14 protein-coding genes and 1 pseudogene are annotated in these 13,257 nt (G+C 69.2%); 6 read left to right on the forward strand and 9 right to left on the reverse strand.

The annotated features are described in order from the left end of the window. Positions 1-150: 150 nt before the first annotated feature. The 3 genes from C8E96_RS12000 to C8E96_RS12010 all read left to right on the forward strand — a co-directional run bounded on the left by C8E96_RS12000 (position 151) and on the right by C8E96_RS12010 (position 2,400). Positions 151-696 (forward strand): hypothetical protein, encoded by a 546-nt coding sequence (locus tag C8E96_RS12000; RefSeq protein WP_133794373.1) that lies wholly within the window; start codon positions 151-153, stop codon positions 694-696. Positions 697-761: 65 nt separating this feature from the next. Continuing rightward, the gene (locus C8E96_RS12005) at positions 762-1,229 is read left to right on the forward strand and encodes a hypothetical protein (RefSeq protein ID WP_091378605.1); all 468 of its coding nucleotides are present in this window, start codon (positions 762-764) and stop codon (positions 1,227-1,229) included. Positions 1,230-1,248: 19 nt separating this feature from the next. Further along, complete coding sequence (locus C8E96_RS12010; protein WP_091378602.1) at positions 1,249-2,400, forward strand: cystathionine gamma-synthase; 1,152 nt, start codon at positions 1,249-1,251, stop codon at positions 2,398-2,400. Positions 2,401-2,617: 217 nt separating this feature from the next. On the opposite strand, the gene C8E96_RS12015 is transcribed toward C8E96_RS12010, so the two are convergent. Further along, positions 2,618-2,866, reverse strand: a complete 249-nt coding sequence (locus tag C8E96_RS12015) for a hypothetical protein (protein ID WP_176926786.1) — start codon at positions 2,864-2,866, stop codon at positions 2,618-2,620. A 130-nt stretch (positions 2,867-2,996) separates the two neighbouring features. Next, complete coding sequence (gene hppD, locus C8E96_RS12020) at positions 2,997-4,199, reverse strand: 4-hydroxyphenylpyruvate dioxygenase (RefSeq protein ID WP_091378600.1); 1,203 nt, start codon at positions 4,197-4,199, stop codon at positions 2,997-2,999. A gap of 153 nt (positions 4,200-4,352) precedes the next feature. Between hppD and C8E96_RS12025 the strand changes: the two genes are divergently transcribed. Next, positions 4,353-4,835: an Lrp/AsnC family transcriptional regulator gene (locus C8E96_RS12025; protein WP_166657953.1), complete on the forward strand. Its 483-nt coding sequence runs from the start codon at positions 4,353-4,355 to the stop codon at positions 4,833-4,835. 186 nt (positions 4,836-5,021) lie between these two features. Here the strand turns inward: C8E96_RS12025 and greA are convergent, their stop codons facing one another. Both greA and C8E96_RS12035 read right to left on the reverse strand, forming a co-directional pair. Then, on the reverse strand, positions 5,022-5,516 hold the full coding sequence (gene greA, locus C8E96_RS12030; protein WP_166657954.1) for a transcription elongation factor GreA: 495 nt from the start codon (positions 5,514-5,516) through the stop codon (positions 5,022-5,024). Positions 5,517-5,691: 175 nt separating this feature from the next. Beyond that, positions 5,692-6,132, reverse strand: a complete 441-nt coding sequence (locus C8E96_RS12035) for a DUF4307 domain-containing protein (protein ID WP_091378593.1) — start codon at positions 6,130-6,132, stop codon at positions 5,692-5,694. A gap of 128 nt (positions 6,133-6,260) precedes the next feature. Between C8E96_RS12035 and mca the strand changes: the two genes are divergently transcribed. Together mca and C8E96_RS12045 are read left to right on the forward strand one after the other, a co-directional pair. Continuing rightward, positions 6,261-7,142 carry a mycothiol conjugate amidase Mca gene (gene mca, locus C8E96_RS12040; protein ID WP_091378589.1) on the forward strand — a complete coding sequence of 294 codons (882 nt, stop codon included), beginning with the start codon at positions 6,261-6,263 and terminating at the stop codon, positions 7,140-7,142. Between the two features lie 47 nt (positions 7,143-7,189). Continuing rightward, positions 7,190-7,369 (forward strand): annotated as a pseudogene (locus C8E96_RS12045) (hypothetical protein); the annotation flags it as partial. Positions 7,370-7,423: 54 nt separating this feature from the next. Here C8E96_RS12045 and C8E96_RS12050 read toward each other — a convergent pair. The 5 genes from C8E96_RS12050 to C8E96_RS12070 all read right to left on the reverse strand — a co-directional run bounded on the left by C8E96_RS12050 (position 7,424) and on the right by C8E96_RS12070 (position 13,245). Beyond that, positions 7,424-7,882, reverse strand: coding sequence for a VOC family protein (locus tag C8E96_RS12050; RefSeq protein WP_091378585.1), 459 nt, complete (start codon positions 7,880-7,882; stop codon positions 7,424-7,426). A 78-nt stretch (positions 7,883-7,960) separates the two neighbouring features. Next, positions 7,961-8,704, reverse strand: coding sequence for a nucleotidyltransferase domain-containing protein (locus tag C8E96_RS12055; RefSeq protein ID WP_091378583.1), 744 nt, complete (start codon positions 8,702-8,704; stop codon positions 7,961-7,963). Continuing rightward, positions 8,685-9,332, reverse strand: a complete 648-nt coding sequence (locus tag C8E96_RS12060) for a nucleotidyltransferase domain-containing protein (RefSeq protein ID WP_228770033.1) — start codon at positions 9,330-9,332, stop codon at positions 8,685-8,687. The genes C8E96_RS12055 and C8E96_RS12060 overlap by 20 nt, the downstream gene beginning before the upstream one ends. After that, complete coding sequence (locus C8E96_RS12065) at positions 9,329-11,854, reverse strand: polynucleotide kinase-phosphatase (RefSeq protein WP_091378580.1); 2,526 nt, start codon at positions 11,852-11,854, stop codon at positions 9,329-9,331. Before C8E96_RS12065 ends, C8E96_RS12060 begins: the two co-directional genes overlap by 4 nt. Further along, positions 11,854-13,245, reverse strand: coding sequence for a 3' terminal RNA ribose 2'-O-methyltransferase Hen1 (locus tag C8E96_RS12070; RefSeq protein WP_091378578.1), 1,392 nt, complete (start codon positions 13,243-13,245; stop codon positions 11,854-11,856). Before C8E96_RS12070 ends, C8E96_RS12065 begins: the two co-directional genes overlap by 1 nt. Positions 13,246-13,257 lie beyond the last annotated feature (12 nt).

Consider the following 13,257-nt stretch of genomic DNA (forward strand, 5'->3'; position numbering starts at 1 on the left):
GTGGTTTCGATTCGTTCGAAACCACCGCCGTTTTGCTGTCCGACGAACTGCGCGTGATCCAGACAGCCGCATCGTGGCCGGCCGTTTTCGGCCAGGCCCATCGTCATTTCCGATAAGGTCTCGCCCCAACCGACCGTTGGGGGAGTGCACATGACCTATTCGCCGGGATATCCGCAAGCACCGGGATATCCACCCGCACCGGGATATCCGCCCCAGCGAACCGCGCCGTCCGGCCTGGCGGTGTTCGCCGCGGTCAGCGCTCTCGTCAGCGGTGCCGTCCTGCTCTACCTGGTTGTGGACGCCGCCGTCCTCTTCGGCGACTACGGCTTCGGCAACCTGCCCACGGAGCTCTACGTGATCCTGGGCTGGCAGCTGCTGGCAGGCCTGCTCCTCGAACTCGGTGGCGTCCTGACTATCGCGCGCAAGAGTGCCGGGCCGACGCTCGTGATCATCGGGGCACTCGGCGCCCTCAGTGCGGTGGTGATGGAGCCCGTCCTCCTCCACCTCGACTTCGGTCGCTTCTTCGCCTCGCTCTTCAACTTCGGGCACCTGCGGTCGATTCTGGTCGTCATCGCGCTGGTCGAGGCCGCGTCCGCGCTGCTGTTCGCGATGATGCCCGCGACGAGGGAGTCGACCCGCGCCACGCCACCGGCGCCCGCCGGGTATGTGCCGGGCGGACACCAACCGGGATGGTGAACGGCGAGGTCGGACGGACAGGACGGGCGATGGACTACCCGCGGGGATTTTCGAGCGAACCCGCCATGGGGTATCCCCCTGTGCGGCCCGCCACCCCGGTGACCGCGGTGCTGGCGGGCGCGTGCGCGCTGGCCACCGCGGGCGCGCTGCTGGTGGAGACCGTCAACGTCACCTCGACGTTCGCCGAGATCGGGTTCCGCGATGTCCCGGTCAACGTGCTCGGCATCGTGGTCGGCCGGTTCCTGGCCGCGCTGTTCCTGGTCGTCGGCGCGGGCCTCATCTTCGCCCGCAAAGACGCCGGTCCGGTGCTGACGATCATCGGCGCACCCTGGGGTGTGGCGTCGATCCTGCTCGAGCCGCTGATCATCGAGGTGCCGCTCGACCTCTACCTCGGCGTCCTGTTCAGCTTCGAGCTGCTCGACCCGGGCCTGCTCGCCTTCTCGCTGATATCGGCTCCGATAGCACTGCTGCTCACGCTGCTGCCGTCGACGTCGCGGTGGGTCCGGGGTGGCGGGCCGCGCCCCCGGCGGTGAGTGGTCGTAGCCTGGACCCATGGCTGACGACTCTGCCCGCTGGGGCTTCGAAACCCGGGCTATCCACGCGGGGCAGGACCCCGACCCGCGCACCGGCGCGGTGATCGTGCCGATCTACCAGACCTCGACCTTCGCCCAGGACGGCGTGGGCGGTCTGCGGGAAGGCTACGAGTACTCGCGCACGGCGAACCCGACGCGCACCGCGCTGGAGACGGCGCTGGCGTCGCTGGAGGGCGGCGCGCACGGACTGGCGTTCGCCTCCGGCATGGCCGCCTCCGACGTCGCGCTGCGCAGCATGACGCGTCCCGGTGACCACGTGATCCTCGGCAACGACGCCTACGGCGGCACGTTCCGGCTGATCGACAAGGTCATGACCCTGTGGGGCGTGGAGTACTCCGCGGTCGACCTGTCCGACCTGGACGCGACCCGGGCGGCGCTGCGGCCGACCACGAAGGTCATCTGGTCGGAGACCCCGACCAACCCGCTGCTCGGCATCGCCGACATCGCCGCGCTGGCCGCGATCGCCACCGAGGGCGGCGCGAAGCTGGTCATCGACAACACCTTCGCCACCCCGTACCTGCAGGCGCCGCTGAGCCTGGGCGCCGACGTGGTGCTGCACTCGACGACGAAGTACCTCGGCGGCCACTCCGACGTGGTCGGCGGCGCCCTGGTCACCTCGGACTCCGAGCTCAACGACCAGTTCGCGTTCCTGCGCAACGCCGCGGGCGCGGTCCCCGGCCCGTTCGACTCGTGGCTGACCCTGCGCGGCGCGAAGACGCTGGCGCTGCGGATGGAGCGGCACAGCGACAACGCCGAGCGGATCGTCGAGACGCTGCTGCGCAGCGACAAGATCAGCAAGGTGTACTACCCGGGCCTGAGCGACCACCCGGGCCACGAGATCGCCGCCAAGCAGATGCGCCGCTTCGGCGGGATGATCTCGTTCTCGGTGGCCGGGGGCGAGCAGGCCGCGCTGGACCTGGTCTCGCGCACCAAGCTGTTCACCCTGGGCGAGTCCCTGGGCGGCATCGAGTCGCTGATCGAGCACCCGGGCCGGATGACCCACGCCAGCACCGCGGGCTCACCCCTGCAGGTCCCCGCCGACCTCGTCCGCCTCTCCGTAGGCATCGAGGACAGCACCGACCTAATCCAAGACCTCGTCTCCGCCCTCTAACCGGCCGCGAGTCGCCCCTTCCAGCAAACGAGTCGCCCCCTCCGGCAAGTGAGTTCAACACTCCGGCAACTGAGTTCAACCTTCAGGCAGGCGAACAGAGTTTCGGGGTCGCCGAAAGTGCGGCGAACCGCTGCGCGAAGGTTGAACTCACTTGCCGGAGTGTTGAACTCACTTGCCGGAGGGGGCGACTCGTTCGCCGGAAGGGGCGACTCGCGCGTTAGGGGGCTTGGCGGAAGGGGTCTACGCCGGGGGTGGCGGTCGGCGCGGGGGCCGGGGCGGCGGGGAGGTCGGCGGGGTTGAGGCAGCCGCCGACGAGTTCGACCTGGTCGCCGGTGGCGACGAAGTGCCCGGGCTCAGCGCAGGCGGCGGTGCTCACCGTGAACACGGCCACCCCGGCCAGTGCCGCGGCGGCGCCCATGGCGGCCGCGAGCGACGCGACACCCGTTAGCCGGGTTCCGAAGGCCATAGCGCTGTCTCCCCACTCATATTCCGCGCCCCGAGGGTACCTGCCTCAAGCGAGTGATACCTGAGGAGCAGCTGAGTGTGGCCCCCATCCGACGCCGTTGTCGGATGGGGGCCACAGTCTTCAGCGGGTTTTACAGGTTGCCCCGGCGCTCCTGCTCGCGCTCGATGGCCTCGAACAGGGCCTTGAAGTTGCCCTTGCCGAAGCCGAGCGAACCGTGCCGCTCGATCATCTCGTAGAAGACCGTCGGCCGGTCGCCGATCGGCTTGGTGAAGATCTGCAGGAGGTACCCGTCCTCGTCGCGGTCGACCAGGATCGCGTTCTCCTTGAGCAGCTCGATCGGCACCCGGACCTCGCCGATGCGGGCGCGCAGCTCGGGGTCCTCGTAGTAGGAGTCCGGGATGTCGAGGAACTCGACGCCCGCGGCGCGCATCGCGGTGACCGTGGCGATGATGTCGTTGGTGGCCAAGGCGATGTGCTGGCAGCCGGGGCCGCCGTAGAACTCGAGGTACTCGTCGATCTGCGACTTCTTCTTCGCGATCGCCGGCTCGTTGAGCGGGAACTTGACCCGGTGGTTGCCGTTGGAGACAACCTTGCTCATCAGCGCCGAGTACTCGGTGGCGATGTCGTCGCCGACGAACTCCGCCATGTTCACGAAGCCCATGACGCGGTTGTACCAGTCGACCCAGTAGTCCATCTTGCCGAGCTCGACGTTGCCGACACAGTGGTCGATGGCCTGGAACAGCCGCTTCGGCGCGTCGGCGGGCTTGCGGTAGGAGCCCGTCTTCGCGACGTATCCGGGCAGGTAGGGCCCGGTGTAGCGGGACCGGTCCACCAGGGTGTGGCGGGTCCGGCCGTAGGTGGCGATGGCGGCGGTGCGGATGGTGCCGTGCTCATCGGTGACGTCGTTGGGCTCTTCGAGGATGATCGCGCCTTCGGCCCGGGCGTGCTCGACGCACTTGTCGACGTCCGGCACGGCCAGGGCGAGGTCGACGACGCCATCGCCGTGCTCGCGGTGGTGGTCGAGCAGCGGGCTGCCGGGGCGCACGCCGCCCTTGATGACGAAGCGGGCCGATCCGGACTTCAGCACGAACGACTTGTGGTCGGTGTTGCCGGTCTCCGGGCCCGAGTAGGCGACGAGCTCCATGCCGAACGCGGCCTGATAGAACAGCGCGGTCTGCGTGGCGTTGCCGACGACGAACACGACGGCGTCCATCGCGTTCACGGGGAACGGATCACGGCTCTCGTCATAGTCGACGAGGCCGACGAGCTGGCGGAGCTGGTCGTAGCTCACCTCGTCCATGCCCAGTTCGCTGCGGCCGAGGGTCCCAGTCATCGCGTCCTCCTGCGTCTTCCTTCAGTGCGGTATTTCTGAGCATCATTCGACAAGACACCCTGCGCAACAGTCCCTTTGTTCACAGGGCAATCTGCTCAGTGTTGGAAGGGTCTAAGCTGGCAAAGTGGGCACTGTGACCAGGAGGTGACTGGGGTGTCGGATGATCACGGGGATGTGCTCGACGTCCTTGACGCCAGATTGCTCTTGCTGTTGACCGACGAACCGCGGCTGGGCGTGCTCGAATGCTCGCGCAGGCTCGGCGTCGCGCGGGGCACGGTGCAAGCCCGGATGGACCGCCTGGAGCGGCGCGGCGTGCTCGGCGGGTTTCCGCCGGCGCTCGACCTCGCGGCGATGGGCTACGGGCTGACGGCGTTCGCGGTGCTGGAGATCGCGCAGGGCAGGCGGATCGAGGTGGCCGAGCGGCTGCGGGCGATCCACGAGGTGTGCGAGGTGCACGCCACCACGGGCCAGGGCGACCTGCTCGTGCGGATGGTGGCCAGGGACAACGCCGACCTGCAGCGGGTCATCGACCGCGTGGTGAACGTCGAGTGGGTGCAGCGCACCTCGACTTCGATCGCTTTGTCCACCCCGGTGCCGATGCGCGTCCGGCCCTTACTCGAACGCATCGTGCGGTGATACGCGAGTCGCCCCTTCCAGCAAACGAGTCGCCCCTTCCGGCAAGTGAGTTCAACATTCAGGCGCGCGATTCAATCCAGGCGGCCGTGCGGGCACCTGGGGTCCGCGGCCTGAATGTTGAACTCACTTGCCGGAAGGGGCGACTCGTTTGCTGGAAGGGGCGACTCGCGGGTGGGTCAGGCGCGGTCAGCCGCTGTAGGGGACTGCCTTGGTCAGCGTGACTTTTTGGATCTTGCCGCTGGGCAGTGCGTACTCGCGGGTCTCGCCTTCCTTGGCACCGAGCAAGGCGCGACCCAGCGGCGACTCGGGGGAGTAGACCTCGAGCTCGCCCTCGCTGCCTTCCTCGCGGGTGGCGAGCAGGAACTGCTCCTCGTCGTCGTCGCCCTCGTAGCGGACCGTCAACACCATGCCCGGCTCGGCGACGCCGTCGTTGGACGGGGCTTCGCCGACCTTCGCTCCGCGAAGCAGCTCCTGCAGATGCCGGATCCGGGCCTCCTGCTGCCCCTGCTCTTCACGGGCCGCGTGGTAGCCCCCGTTTTCCTTGAGGTCACCCTCCTCGCGGCTGGTGTTGATCTTCTGCGCGATGACCGGGCGGTTCTCAATCAGCTCGTCGAGCTCGTGCTTGAGCCGGTTGTAGGCCTCCTGGGTCAACCAGGTCACCTGGGTGTCGCTCACGGTCACCAACTCCTCGTCGTACTCCGGGCCCGTGGTTACGGGCCGGCAGTCCCGGGCTTCGTCGAGCACCCGGAATGGAAAAACACGGCCCGCCTAGGGGCCGTGCAGGTAGACGAGAATAGCATGAACAGGCGTGCTAAACCGTCCGTTTTGTCCGATTTAGCACCGATAAGGACGCAGTTCACCCCGTTGGCGGCTGTCCTGTGGACAGGTATGCGGGCACCTGGTAGGAGCACCCGAACACGTCGGCTGTCACCGGTTCGGATGAGCTGGAGATCACTGTGGTCACGCGCACGGAAGAGGCCCCGGGGGCGATGTAGACCTCCTTGCGCCCGCCTTCGCCGCCGTCGATGCCGCGGGTACGCACGATGCACACCGCGGCCCGGTCGGGGGTCTGCCGCGTGACGTCGAAAACCAGCTGCATCCGGTTGTCCGGCTGGTTGCCGAACGAGATCCGCTCGGCCTCGATCGGGGCGCTCCCCAGATTCGTGTACGCGAGGTAGGCGGCGCCCCCACCTGCGAGAAGACCAAGGGCGATGAGGACCACCGTGGTCCGCCGGGACCGCTTGGCGCGCGGTTTCCCGTAGCGGCCTTCCGGCAGCGCGTGACCGGCCACGGTCATTCGAGGGGCCTCCTGTGACGACTGTCCGCCAGGCGGGAACAATGGACCCGCCGCGACGCGTTCGACTTACCGGGGTCGAGTATCCGCCTGGCGCGGTACCCCATACGACGAGGGGGCAGAGAGAGGTCATGGCCGAGAAGCTGCGTTTGATGGCGGTTCACGCCCATCCGGACGACGAGTCGAGCAAGGGCGCCGCCACGATGGCGAAGTACGTCGCCGACGGTCACGAGGTCATGGTCGTGACCTGCACCGGTGGCGAGCGTGGCGACATCCTGAACCCGGCCATGGACCGCCCGGAGGTCCTCGCCGACATCCCGGCCGTGCGCCGCGCGGAGATGGCCAAGGCCGCCGAGATCCTCGGTGTCCAGCACCGCTGGCTCGGCTTCGTCGACTCGGGCCTGCCCGAGGGCGACCCGCTGCCGCCGCTGCCCGAGGGCTGCTTCGCCCTGGTGCCGCTGGAGGAGTCGGTCCCGCCGCTGGTCCAGGCGATCCGCGAGTTCAAGCCGCACGTCGTGCTCACGTACGACGAGAACGGCGGCTACCCGCACCCCGACCACATCCGCTGCCACGAGGTCTCCGTCGCCGCGTTCGACGCCGCGGGCGACCCCGACCTGCACCCCGAAGCGGGTGACCCGTGGACGCCGCTGAAGCTGTACTACATGCACGGGTTCTCCCGCGCCCGGCTGGTGGCCATGCACGAGGCCCTGCTCGCGGCCGGGCTCGAGTCGCCCTACGGCGAGTGGCTGGAGAACTGGAGCGCCGACCGCGGCGACATCTCCCACCGGGTCACCACGAAGATCCACTGCTCGGAGTACTTCGAGGTCCGCGACGCCGCGCTCCTCGCCCACGCCACCCAGATCGACCCGGACAGCCGCTGGTTCGCCGTGCCGCTGGACATCCAGCGCAGCGTCTGGCCGTTCGAGGAGTACGAGCTGGTCCGGTCGCTGGTGGACAGCACCCTCCCGGAGGACGACTTGTTCTCCGGGGTCGCTGAGAAGGTGACACTGTGACTCTGCCCGGGATCCTGTCCGGCCCGGACCTGTCGGCCACCGTGCCGATGGTCCTCACGCAGACGGCCCCGCCGACGCCCGCCGACCCCGGCGGGCAGGGCGAGGACTTCGGCAAGTCCTCGCCGCTGGGCTTCCTGATCCTGATTTTGTTCTTCATCGCCGTGGCGTTCCTGATCCGCTCGATGACCAAACACCTCAAGCGCGTCCCGGAAAGCTTCGACGAGCCTGATACCAAGAGCGACTAGCGACGGTGACCGGGCGGCCCGCCGCCCGGTCACCGGTCAGGTCGCGGCGCGTTCGAGCTCGGCGATGTCGATCTTCTTCATCTTGAGCATGGCCTGCATCGCGCCCGGGTTCTCGACCAGTTCCATCAGCCGGGTGGGGATGACCTGCCAGGACAGACCGAACTTGTCCCGCAGCCACCCGCACTCACTCTCCTCGCCGCCGCCCTCGGTCAGCGCCGACCAGTAGTGGTCCACCTCGGCCTGGTCCTTGCAGAAGATCTGGAACGAGACGGCCTCGCTGAACTTGAATTCCGGCCCACCGTTGAGCGCGATGAACGGCTGGCCGTCGATCTCGAAGTCGACCGTCATCGCCTGGCCTTCGGGGCCTGGCATGTCCGGTCCGTAGCGCGTGACCTGCTTGATCTTGGAGTTGGGGAACACCGAGCAGTAGAACTCCGCGGCCTGCTCGCCCTGGGTGTCGAACCACAGGCACGGGGTGATGTTGAGTGACGCCATCGTCCTCTCCCTTTCGCGGTGGATGACCTCAACTCTCCCGCTCGGCCAAGGACTCCGCGAGGCGAAACGTGTGCCGGTTCAGCCGAGCCGGGCACGGACCACCAGGTCGTGCATCTGCTCGTCGACCGTGGGCCGCTCGGGCAGCGAGGTGGTCTCCTGGACCGCCGTCAGCTGCTCGTGCAGCCGCTCCACGTCGCCGGTCAACCGCGCGGCTTCGACGACGTGGGTGGTGTCGAGGCTGCGGTGCTCGCCCGTTCGCTTGGCCTCGATCAGTTCGGCGAGGTACGCCGGGCCGCCCAGGTTGGGCAGCGTCGCGTCCACGACGCCCGTGCGCATGAGGTTGATGCCGGTCAGCAGCGCGCGGAAGGTGTAAAGGAGTGGCTTGATCTCGTTGGTGTGTTGGAAAAGCGTCCACTGGCTGTTCGCGAACCCGCGGTAGTGGTGGGCGTGCCTGCTTGTCAGCAGCCCGGGCGCCATCGACAAGAGTTCGGCATGGATCTTGCCCGTCCGCACCACCAGCGGCGAGATGAGCTGCTCCAGCACGTAGCCGTTGGGCGTGAGCAACAGCCGGGCGAACTTGCGCAGGTCGTGGGTGACCAGGTCGATCTCGATTCCGTCGCGGAACCATGTCCGGTCCACCGTCTCTGGCCCCACGCGCAGGCCGACGACTTCCTCGGCCGCGAGCAGGTGCACGCCGCGCAGGTCGATGTCCGAGTCCTCCGACGGGAAGCCGTACAGGTGGGCGCCCGAGACTGTGGCGAACAGGGGTGGGTGGGCCTCGGCCGCCACCACCTCTGTGAGGTCAGGAAGGGTGATGGGCATCGAGATTCCTTCTTCGAACCGAGATCAACCAGTCCTCGACTCGTCGGGTGTCGGGTACCGCGGGCACTGCGCGAGGGGTGGTCGCGATGTCCGCGCGGAGGCGGTCGGCCCAGGTCAGGCACTCCGCCAGCGGGACCTCCCCGGAGCGGACCGCCAACAGTGCCGCCCGATTGGCGGTCATGTCGATAAGCAGCCCGCCGGTGGCCAACAGGTCGCGGCACACCATGAGCAGGCGCAAGGCGTGCATCACCTGTTTCCACTTCGGCTCCACGGCGCTCGTGGCGCGGGTGAGTTGTTGGGCGGTCGCCCGTTCATAGCTCACCGCGACTCGTTCCGAGAGGAAGGCGGGCAGCAGGTCACGCAGTTCGGCGCCGATCGCCGTGCATACCTCGATCCGGTCGCTCACCAGTACTTCCAGCACGGTCGGGTTGCCCTTGAGCGCGAGCAGGCAGAAGTGCTCGACCTCCCATGTCACCTGTTCATCCAGCGGCCCGTCCACACTGGACGGTGGTTTCTCGAAGCGCCAGAACGACTCCGTGGGTGCCACGTAGACACCGCGGCGGTCGGTGTCCGACGCCGCGGTGGCCAGGCCGTAGGCATGGGAGCCGACGACAGCGGAAAGGATCACAGGCGTGGGTCCACCGGTTCGGATTCCAACGCCAGCACCGCGAACACGCACTCGTGGACCCGCCACAGCGGTTCGCCGCGGGTGAGGCGGGCCAGGCCTTCCAAGCCGAGCGCGTACTCCCGCAGGGCCAGCGACCGCTTGTGGCCGAGGTTGCGGTCCCGCAGCCGCGAGAGGTTCGCCGGTTCGGTGTAGTCCGGGCCGTAGATGATGCGCAGGTACTCGCGGCCGCGCACCTTCACCCCGGGCTGCGTCTTCGGCAGGTGGTTCGCCGCCGGCTTGACGACCATCCCCTCGCCGCCCGCCGCGGTCAGCTCGGTCCACCACCGCACCCCCGCGTCGACCGATCCGGCGTCCTCGGTGTCCACGGCCAGGTTCCGCGTCTCCGCGAACAGGTCCGGGTCGGCCGCGCGTAGGCGGTCGGCGATCGCCAGGTGCCAGGAGTGCGGGCGCTCGTGGCACATCGTCCCCTCGGCGGCCAGGACCTGGAATGGCGCCAGCCGCACGCCGTCGAGGCCTTCGGTCGGCCAGCAGTACCGGCGGTAGGCCGCGCGGAAGTCGGTCGCGTTCACTTCCCGGGATCGGGTGCGCGCCAACAGGTCCGCGACATCCACGCCGCGTCCGGCCGCCTCGGCGAGAGCGTCGGCGGCCGCGGGCAGGGCGACCCCCGCCGCCGCTCCGACGGCGGCGTACTGGTTGGTGATCAGCGCGGACGCCTTGGCGCTCCAGGGCATCAGCTCCGCGTCGAGCAGCAGCCAGTCGGTGTCGAGTTCGGTCCACAGCCCGGCCTCGGTCGCCGCGGCCCGCACGCGCGCGAGCAGCCGGGCGGTGAGGTCCTCGTCGAAGAACGGCCTGCCCGTGCGCGTGTGCACCGCGCCGTTGCCGTCGATGCCGAACCGCGCGGGCGCCACCGACTCGTCCCTGGTGACCAGGACGACCGCGCGTGAGCCCATGTGCTTCTCCTCGCACAGGACTTCGCGCACGCCACGTCCGCGGAAGTCCGCGAACGCCTCGGCCGGGTGTTCGAGCAGGTCACCGTCGGGTCGGGTCGCCGTCGGCGCCATCGTCGGCGGCAGGTACAGCAGCCACCGCGGGTCGACGGCGAAGCGGCTCATGACCTCCAGCGCCGACGCCGCCTGCTCGCCGCGAACCGAGATCTGGCCCATGGTGCCGGTGTCGACCACGCGCCTGCCGACCACATCGGACAGTGCGAGCGTGCTCGGCTCACGACCGCCGAACGGATCCGGCGGGGCGAGCGGACGCGCGGGCTCGTACCAGACCTGGTGCGCCTTGACCGACACGATCTCGCGCTCCGGATAACGCAGCGCGGTGAGCTTGCCGCCGAACACGCAGCCGGTGTCCAGGCACATGGTTCCGTTGACCCACTCCGGGTCCAGCACCGGGGTGTGTCCATAAAGGACCATCGCACGGCCGCGGTACTCGTTCGCCCACGGGTAGCGCACCGGCAGGCCGAACTCGTCGGTCTCGCCCGTCGTGTCGCCGTAGAGCGCGAAGCTGCGCACCCGCCCGGAAGCGCGGCCGTGAAACGCCTGTGGCAGGCCGGCGTGCGCGACGACGAGGTTGCCGCCGTCGAGCCGGTAGTGCGAGATCAGCCCGTCGCAGAACGCCTCCACGCGGGCACGGTACTCCTCGGACTCCTCGCCGAGCTGGGCGAGCGACTCGGCCAGGCCGTGCGCCACCGTCACCTTGCGGCCACGCATGGCGCGGACCAGCTTCTGCTCGTGGTTGCCGCACACCGCCAGCGCGTCGCCCGCCTCGACCATGCCCATCACGAGCCGCAGCGCGCCCGGGGTGTCGGGGCCGCGATCGACGAGGTCGCCGACGAACACCGCGCGCCTGCCCTCGGGGTGGCGCGCACCGACCGCTCGGCCCTGGTCGTCACGGGTGATCGCGTAACCCAGTTCTCCCAGCAGTTCCTCCAGCTCCGCCCGGCAGCCGTGGATGTCGCCGATCACGTCGAACGGGCCGGTCTGGTCGCGCAGGTCGTTGTTCAGCCGCTCCGGCACGATCCGCGCCGCGTCCACTTCGGACTCGCCGCGCAGCACGTGCACCTTGCGGAAACCCTCACGCTGCAGCGATCCCAGCGCGCGCCGAAGGTCGGTTCGGTGCCGCTTCACCACGTGCGCGCCGAAGTCGCGGTCCGGCCGTTCCGCGTTGCGCCGAACGCACACCGCTTCGGGGAGGTCGAGCACGATCGCCACCGGCAGCACGTGGTGCTCGCGCGCCAGCTTGATCAGCTCCGCGCGCGGCTCACGCTGGACGTTGGTCGCGTCGATCACGGTGACCTTGCCCGCGCTCAGCCGCTTGCCCGCGATGTAGTGCAGCGCGTCGAAAGCGTCCGCCGACGCCGACTGGTCGTTCTCGTCATCGCTGACCAGGCCGCGGAAGTAGTCGCTGGAGAGCACCTGGGTGGGTGCGAAGTGCTTGCGGGCGAAGGTGGACTTGCCGGAGCCCGAGGCGCCGATGAGCACCACGAGCGCCATGTCGGGGATGGCGAGATCCATCAGGCTGCCTCCTTCCGGGAGAACACGGCGAGCTGGGTGGAGGGACCGTGCACTGGGTCTTCCAGGCCGACCGGGGCGTAGCGGACGGTGTAGCCGCAGCGGTCCGCGACGCCTTGGGCCCAGTCGTGGAACTGCGCGCGAGTCCATTCGAAACGGTGGTCGGTGTGCCGCATTTTGCCCGGGGGAAGGTTGGGGTACAGGACGTTGTACTCGGCGTTCGGTGTCGTGACGATGACGTGGCGCGGGTTGGCCGTGCCGAACACCGCGCGCTCCAGCGCGGGCAGCCTGCTCGCGTCGACGTGCTCGACGACCTCCATCAGCACCGCCGCGTCGTAGCCCGCCAGCGCCGGGTCCGTGTAGGTGACCGACGACTGACGCAGCACGACCCGGTCGCGGGTGCGGTCGGGCAGCTGGTCGAGCCGAAGCCGCCGCTGGGCCGCGTCGAGTGCGCCCGCGGAGACGTCGCAGCCGACGATCTCGGTGAACGTCGGATCCGCCAGCAGGTCACGCAGCAGGGCGCCGCCGCCGCAGCCGAGGTCGAGCACGCGGTGCGCCCGGACCTCGCGCAGCGCCTCGATCACCGCGCGCCGCCTGGTCGCCGACAGTGGCTCCGGCTTGTCTTCCAACTCAGGCAGCACGTCGACCGGCTCGACTTCCGCGCCGTCCAGCTCGGCCAGCCGGTCCAAGGCCGTGCGCTGGTAGCCGCGCCGGTGGGCCAGGTAGCGCAGGCTGATCAGGTCGCGCTCCGGGTGGCCGGAGAGCCAGCCGTCGCCCGCGCGCAGCAGCTTCTCGATCTCGTCCTCGCCCACCCAGTAGTGCTTGGCGCCGTCCATCACCGGCAGCAGCACATAGAGGTGCTTCAGGGCGTCGGACAGCTTCAGCTCGCCCTCGATCCGCAGGTCGAGGTAGCGCGAGTCGCCCCACTCGGGGAACTCCGGGTCGAGCGGCACCGGTCGGGCGTCGACCCGCCAGCCCAGCGGCGCGAACAGCCGCTCGGCGAGGGCGGGGCCGCCCGCGCAGGGCACAGCGGGCACCCGGACCCGCAGCGGGATCGGCGTGTCGGCCAGCTCGGGTCGCTGGTCGCAGCGGCCGTTCATCGCGCTGCGGAACACGCTCGACAGGGCCACGGCCAGCATCGACCCGGCCGCGTACGGACGGTCGTTGACGTACTGGCCCAAGGTGAACGAGTCGTTCTTGCGGCCGCGGACCAGGGCGATCGGGTCGACTTCCAGCAGCAGCGCCGCGGTGCACTCCTCCTCGTCGGCCCTGGGGTAGAACACGTGCGCGGTTCCGGACGCGGTCGAGAACGCCTGCGCCTTGCCTGGGTGCTTGAACAGCAGATATCCCAGGTCGGTCGCTGGCTTGTGGTTCGTGGTCAGGGTCAGCAGCACCCGCGAAGTGTC

The sequence above is a fragment of the Actinokineospora alba genome, from assembly GCF_004362515.1.
In the GTDB taxonomy this organism is placed as follows: domain Bacteria; phylum Actinomycetota; class Actinomycetes; order Mycobacteriales; family Pseudonocardiaceae; genus Actinokineospora; species Actinokineospora alba.

Bases quoted from the DNA above. Each gene is read 5' to 3' on its own strand.
- C8E96_RS12050 (WP_091378585.1), bottom strand. From the start codon at position 7,882: ATGGCGTCACTCAACATCACCCCGTGCCTGTGGTTCGACACCCAGGGC.
- hppD (WP_091378600.1), bottom strand. From the start codon at position 4,199: ATGACTGGGACCCTCGGCCGCAGCGAACTGGGCATGGACGAGGTGAGC.
- C8E96_RS12015 (WP_176926786.1), bottom strand. From the start codon at position 2,866: ATGGCCTTCGGAACCCGGCTAACGGGTGTCGCGTCGCTCGCGGCCGCC.
- C8E96_RS12035 (WP_091378593.1), bottom strand. From the start codon at position 6,132: ATGACCGTGGCCGGTCACGCGCTGCCGGAAGGCCGCTACGGGAAACCG.
- C8E96_RS12065 (WP_091378580.1), bottom strand. From the start codon at position 11,854: ATGGATCTCGCCATCCCCGACATGGCGCTCGTGGTGCTCATCGGCGCC.
- C8E96_RS12055 (WP_091378583.1), bottom strand. From the start codon at position 8,704: ATGCCCATCACCCTTCCTGACCTCACAGAGGTGGTGGCGGCCGAGGCC.
- C8E96_RS12010 (WP_091378602.1), top strand. From the start codon at position 1,249: ATGGCTGACGACTCTGCCCGCTGGGGCTTCGAAACCCGGGCTATCCAC.
- mca (WP_091378589.1), top strand. From the start codon at position 6,261: ATGGCCGAGAAGCTGCGTTTGATGGCGGTTCACGCCCATCCGGACGAC.
- C8E96_RS12005 (WP_091378605.1), top strand. From the start codon at position 762: ATGGGGTATCCCCCTGTGCGGCCCGCCACCCCGGTGACCGCGGTGCTG.
- C8E96_RS12000 (WP_133794373.1), top strand. From the start codon at position 151: ATGACCTATTCGCCGGGATATCCGCAAGCACCGGGATATCCACCCGCA.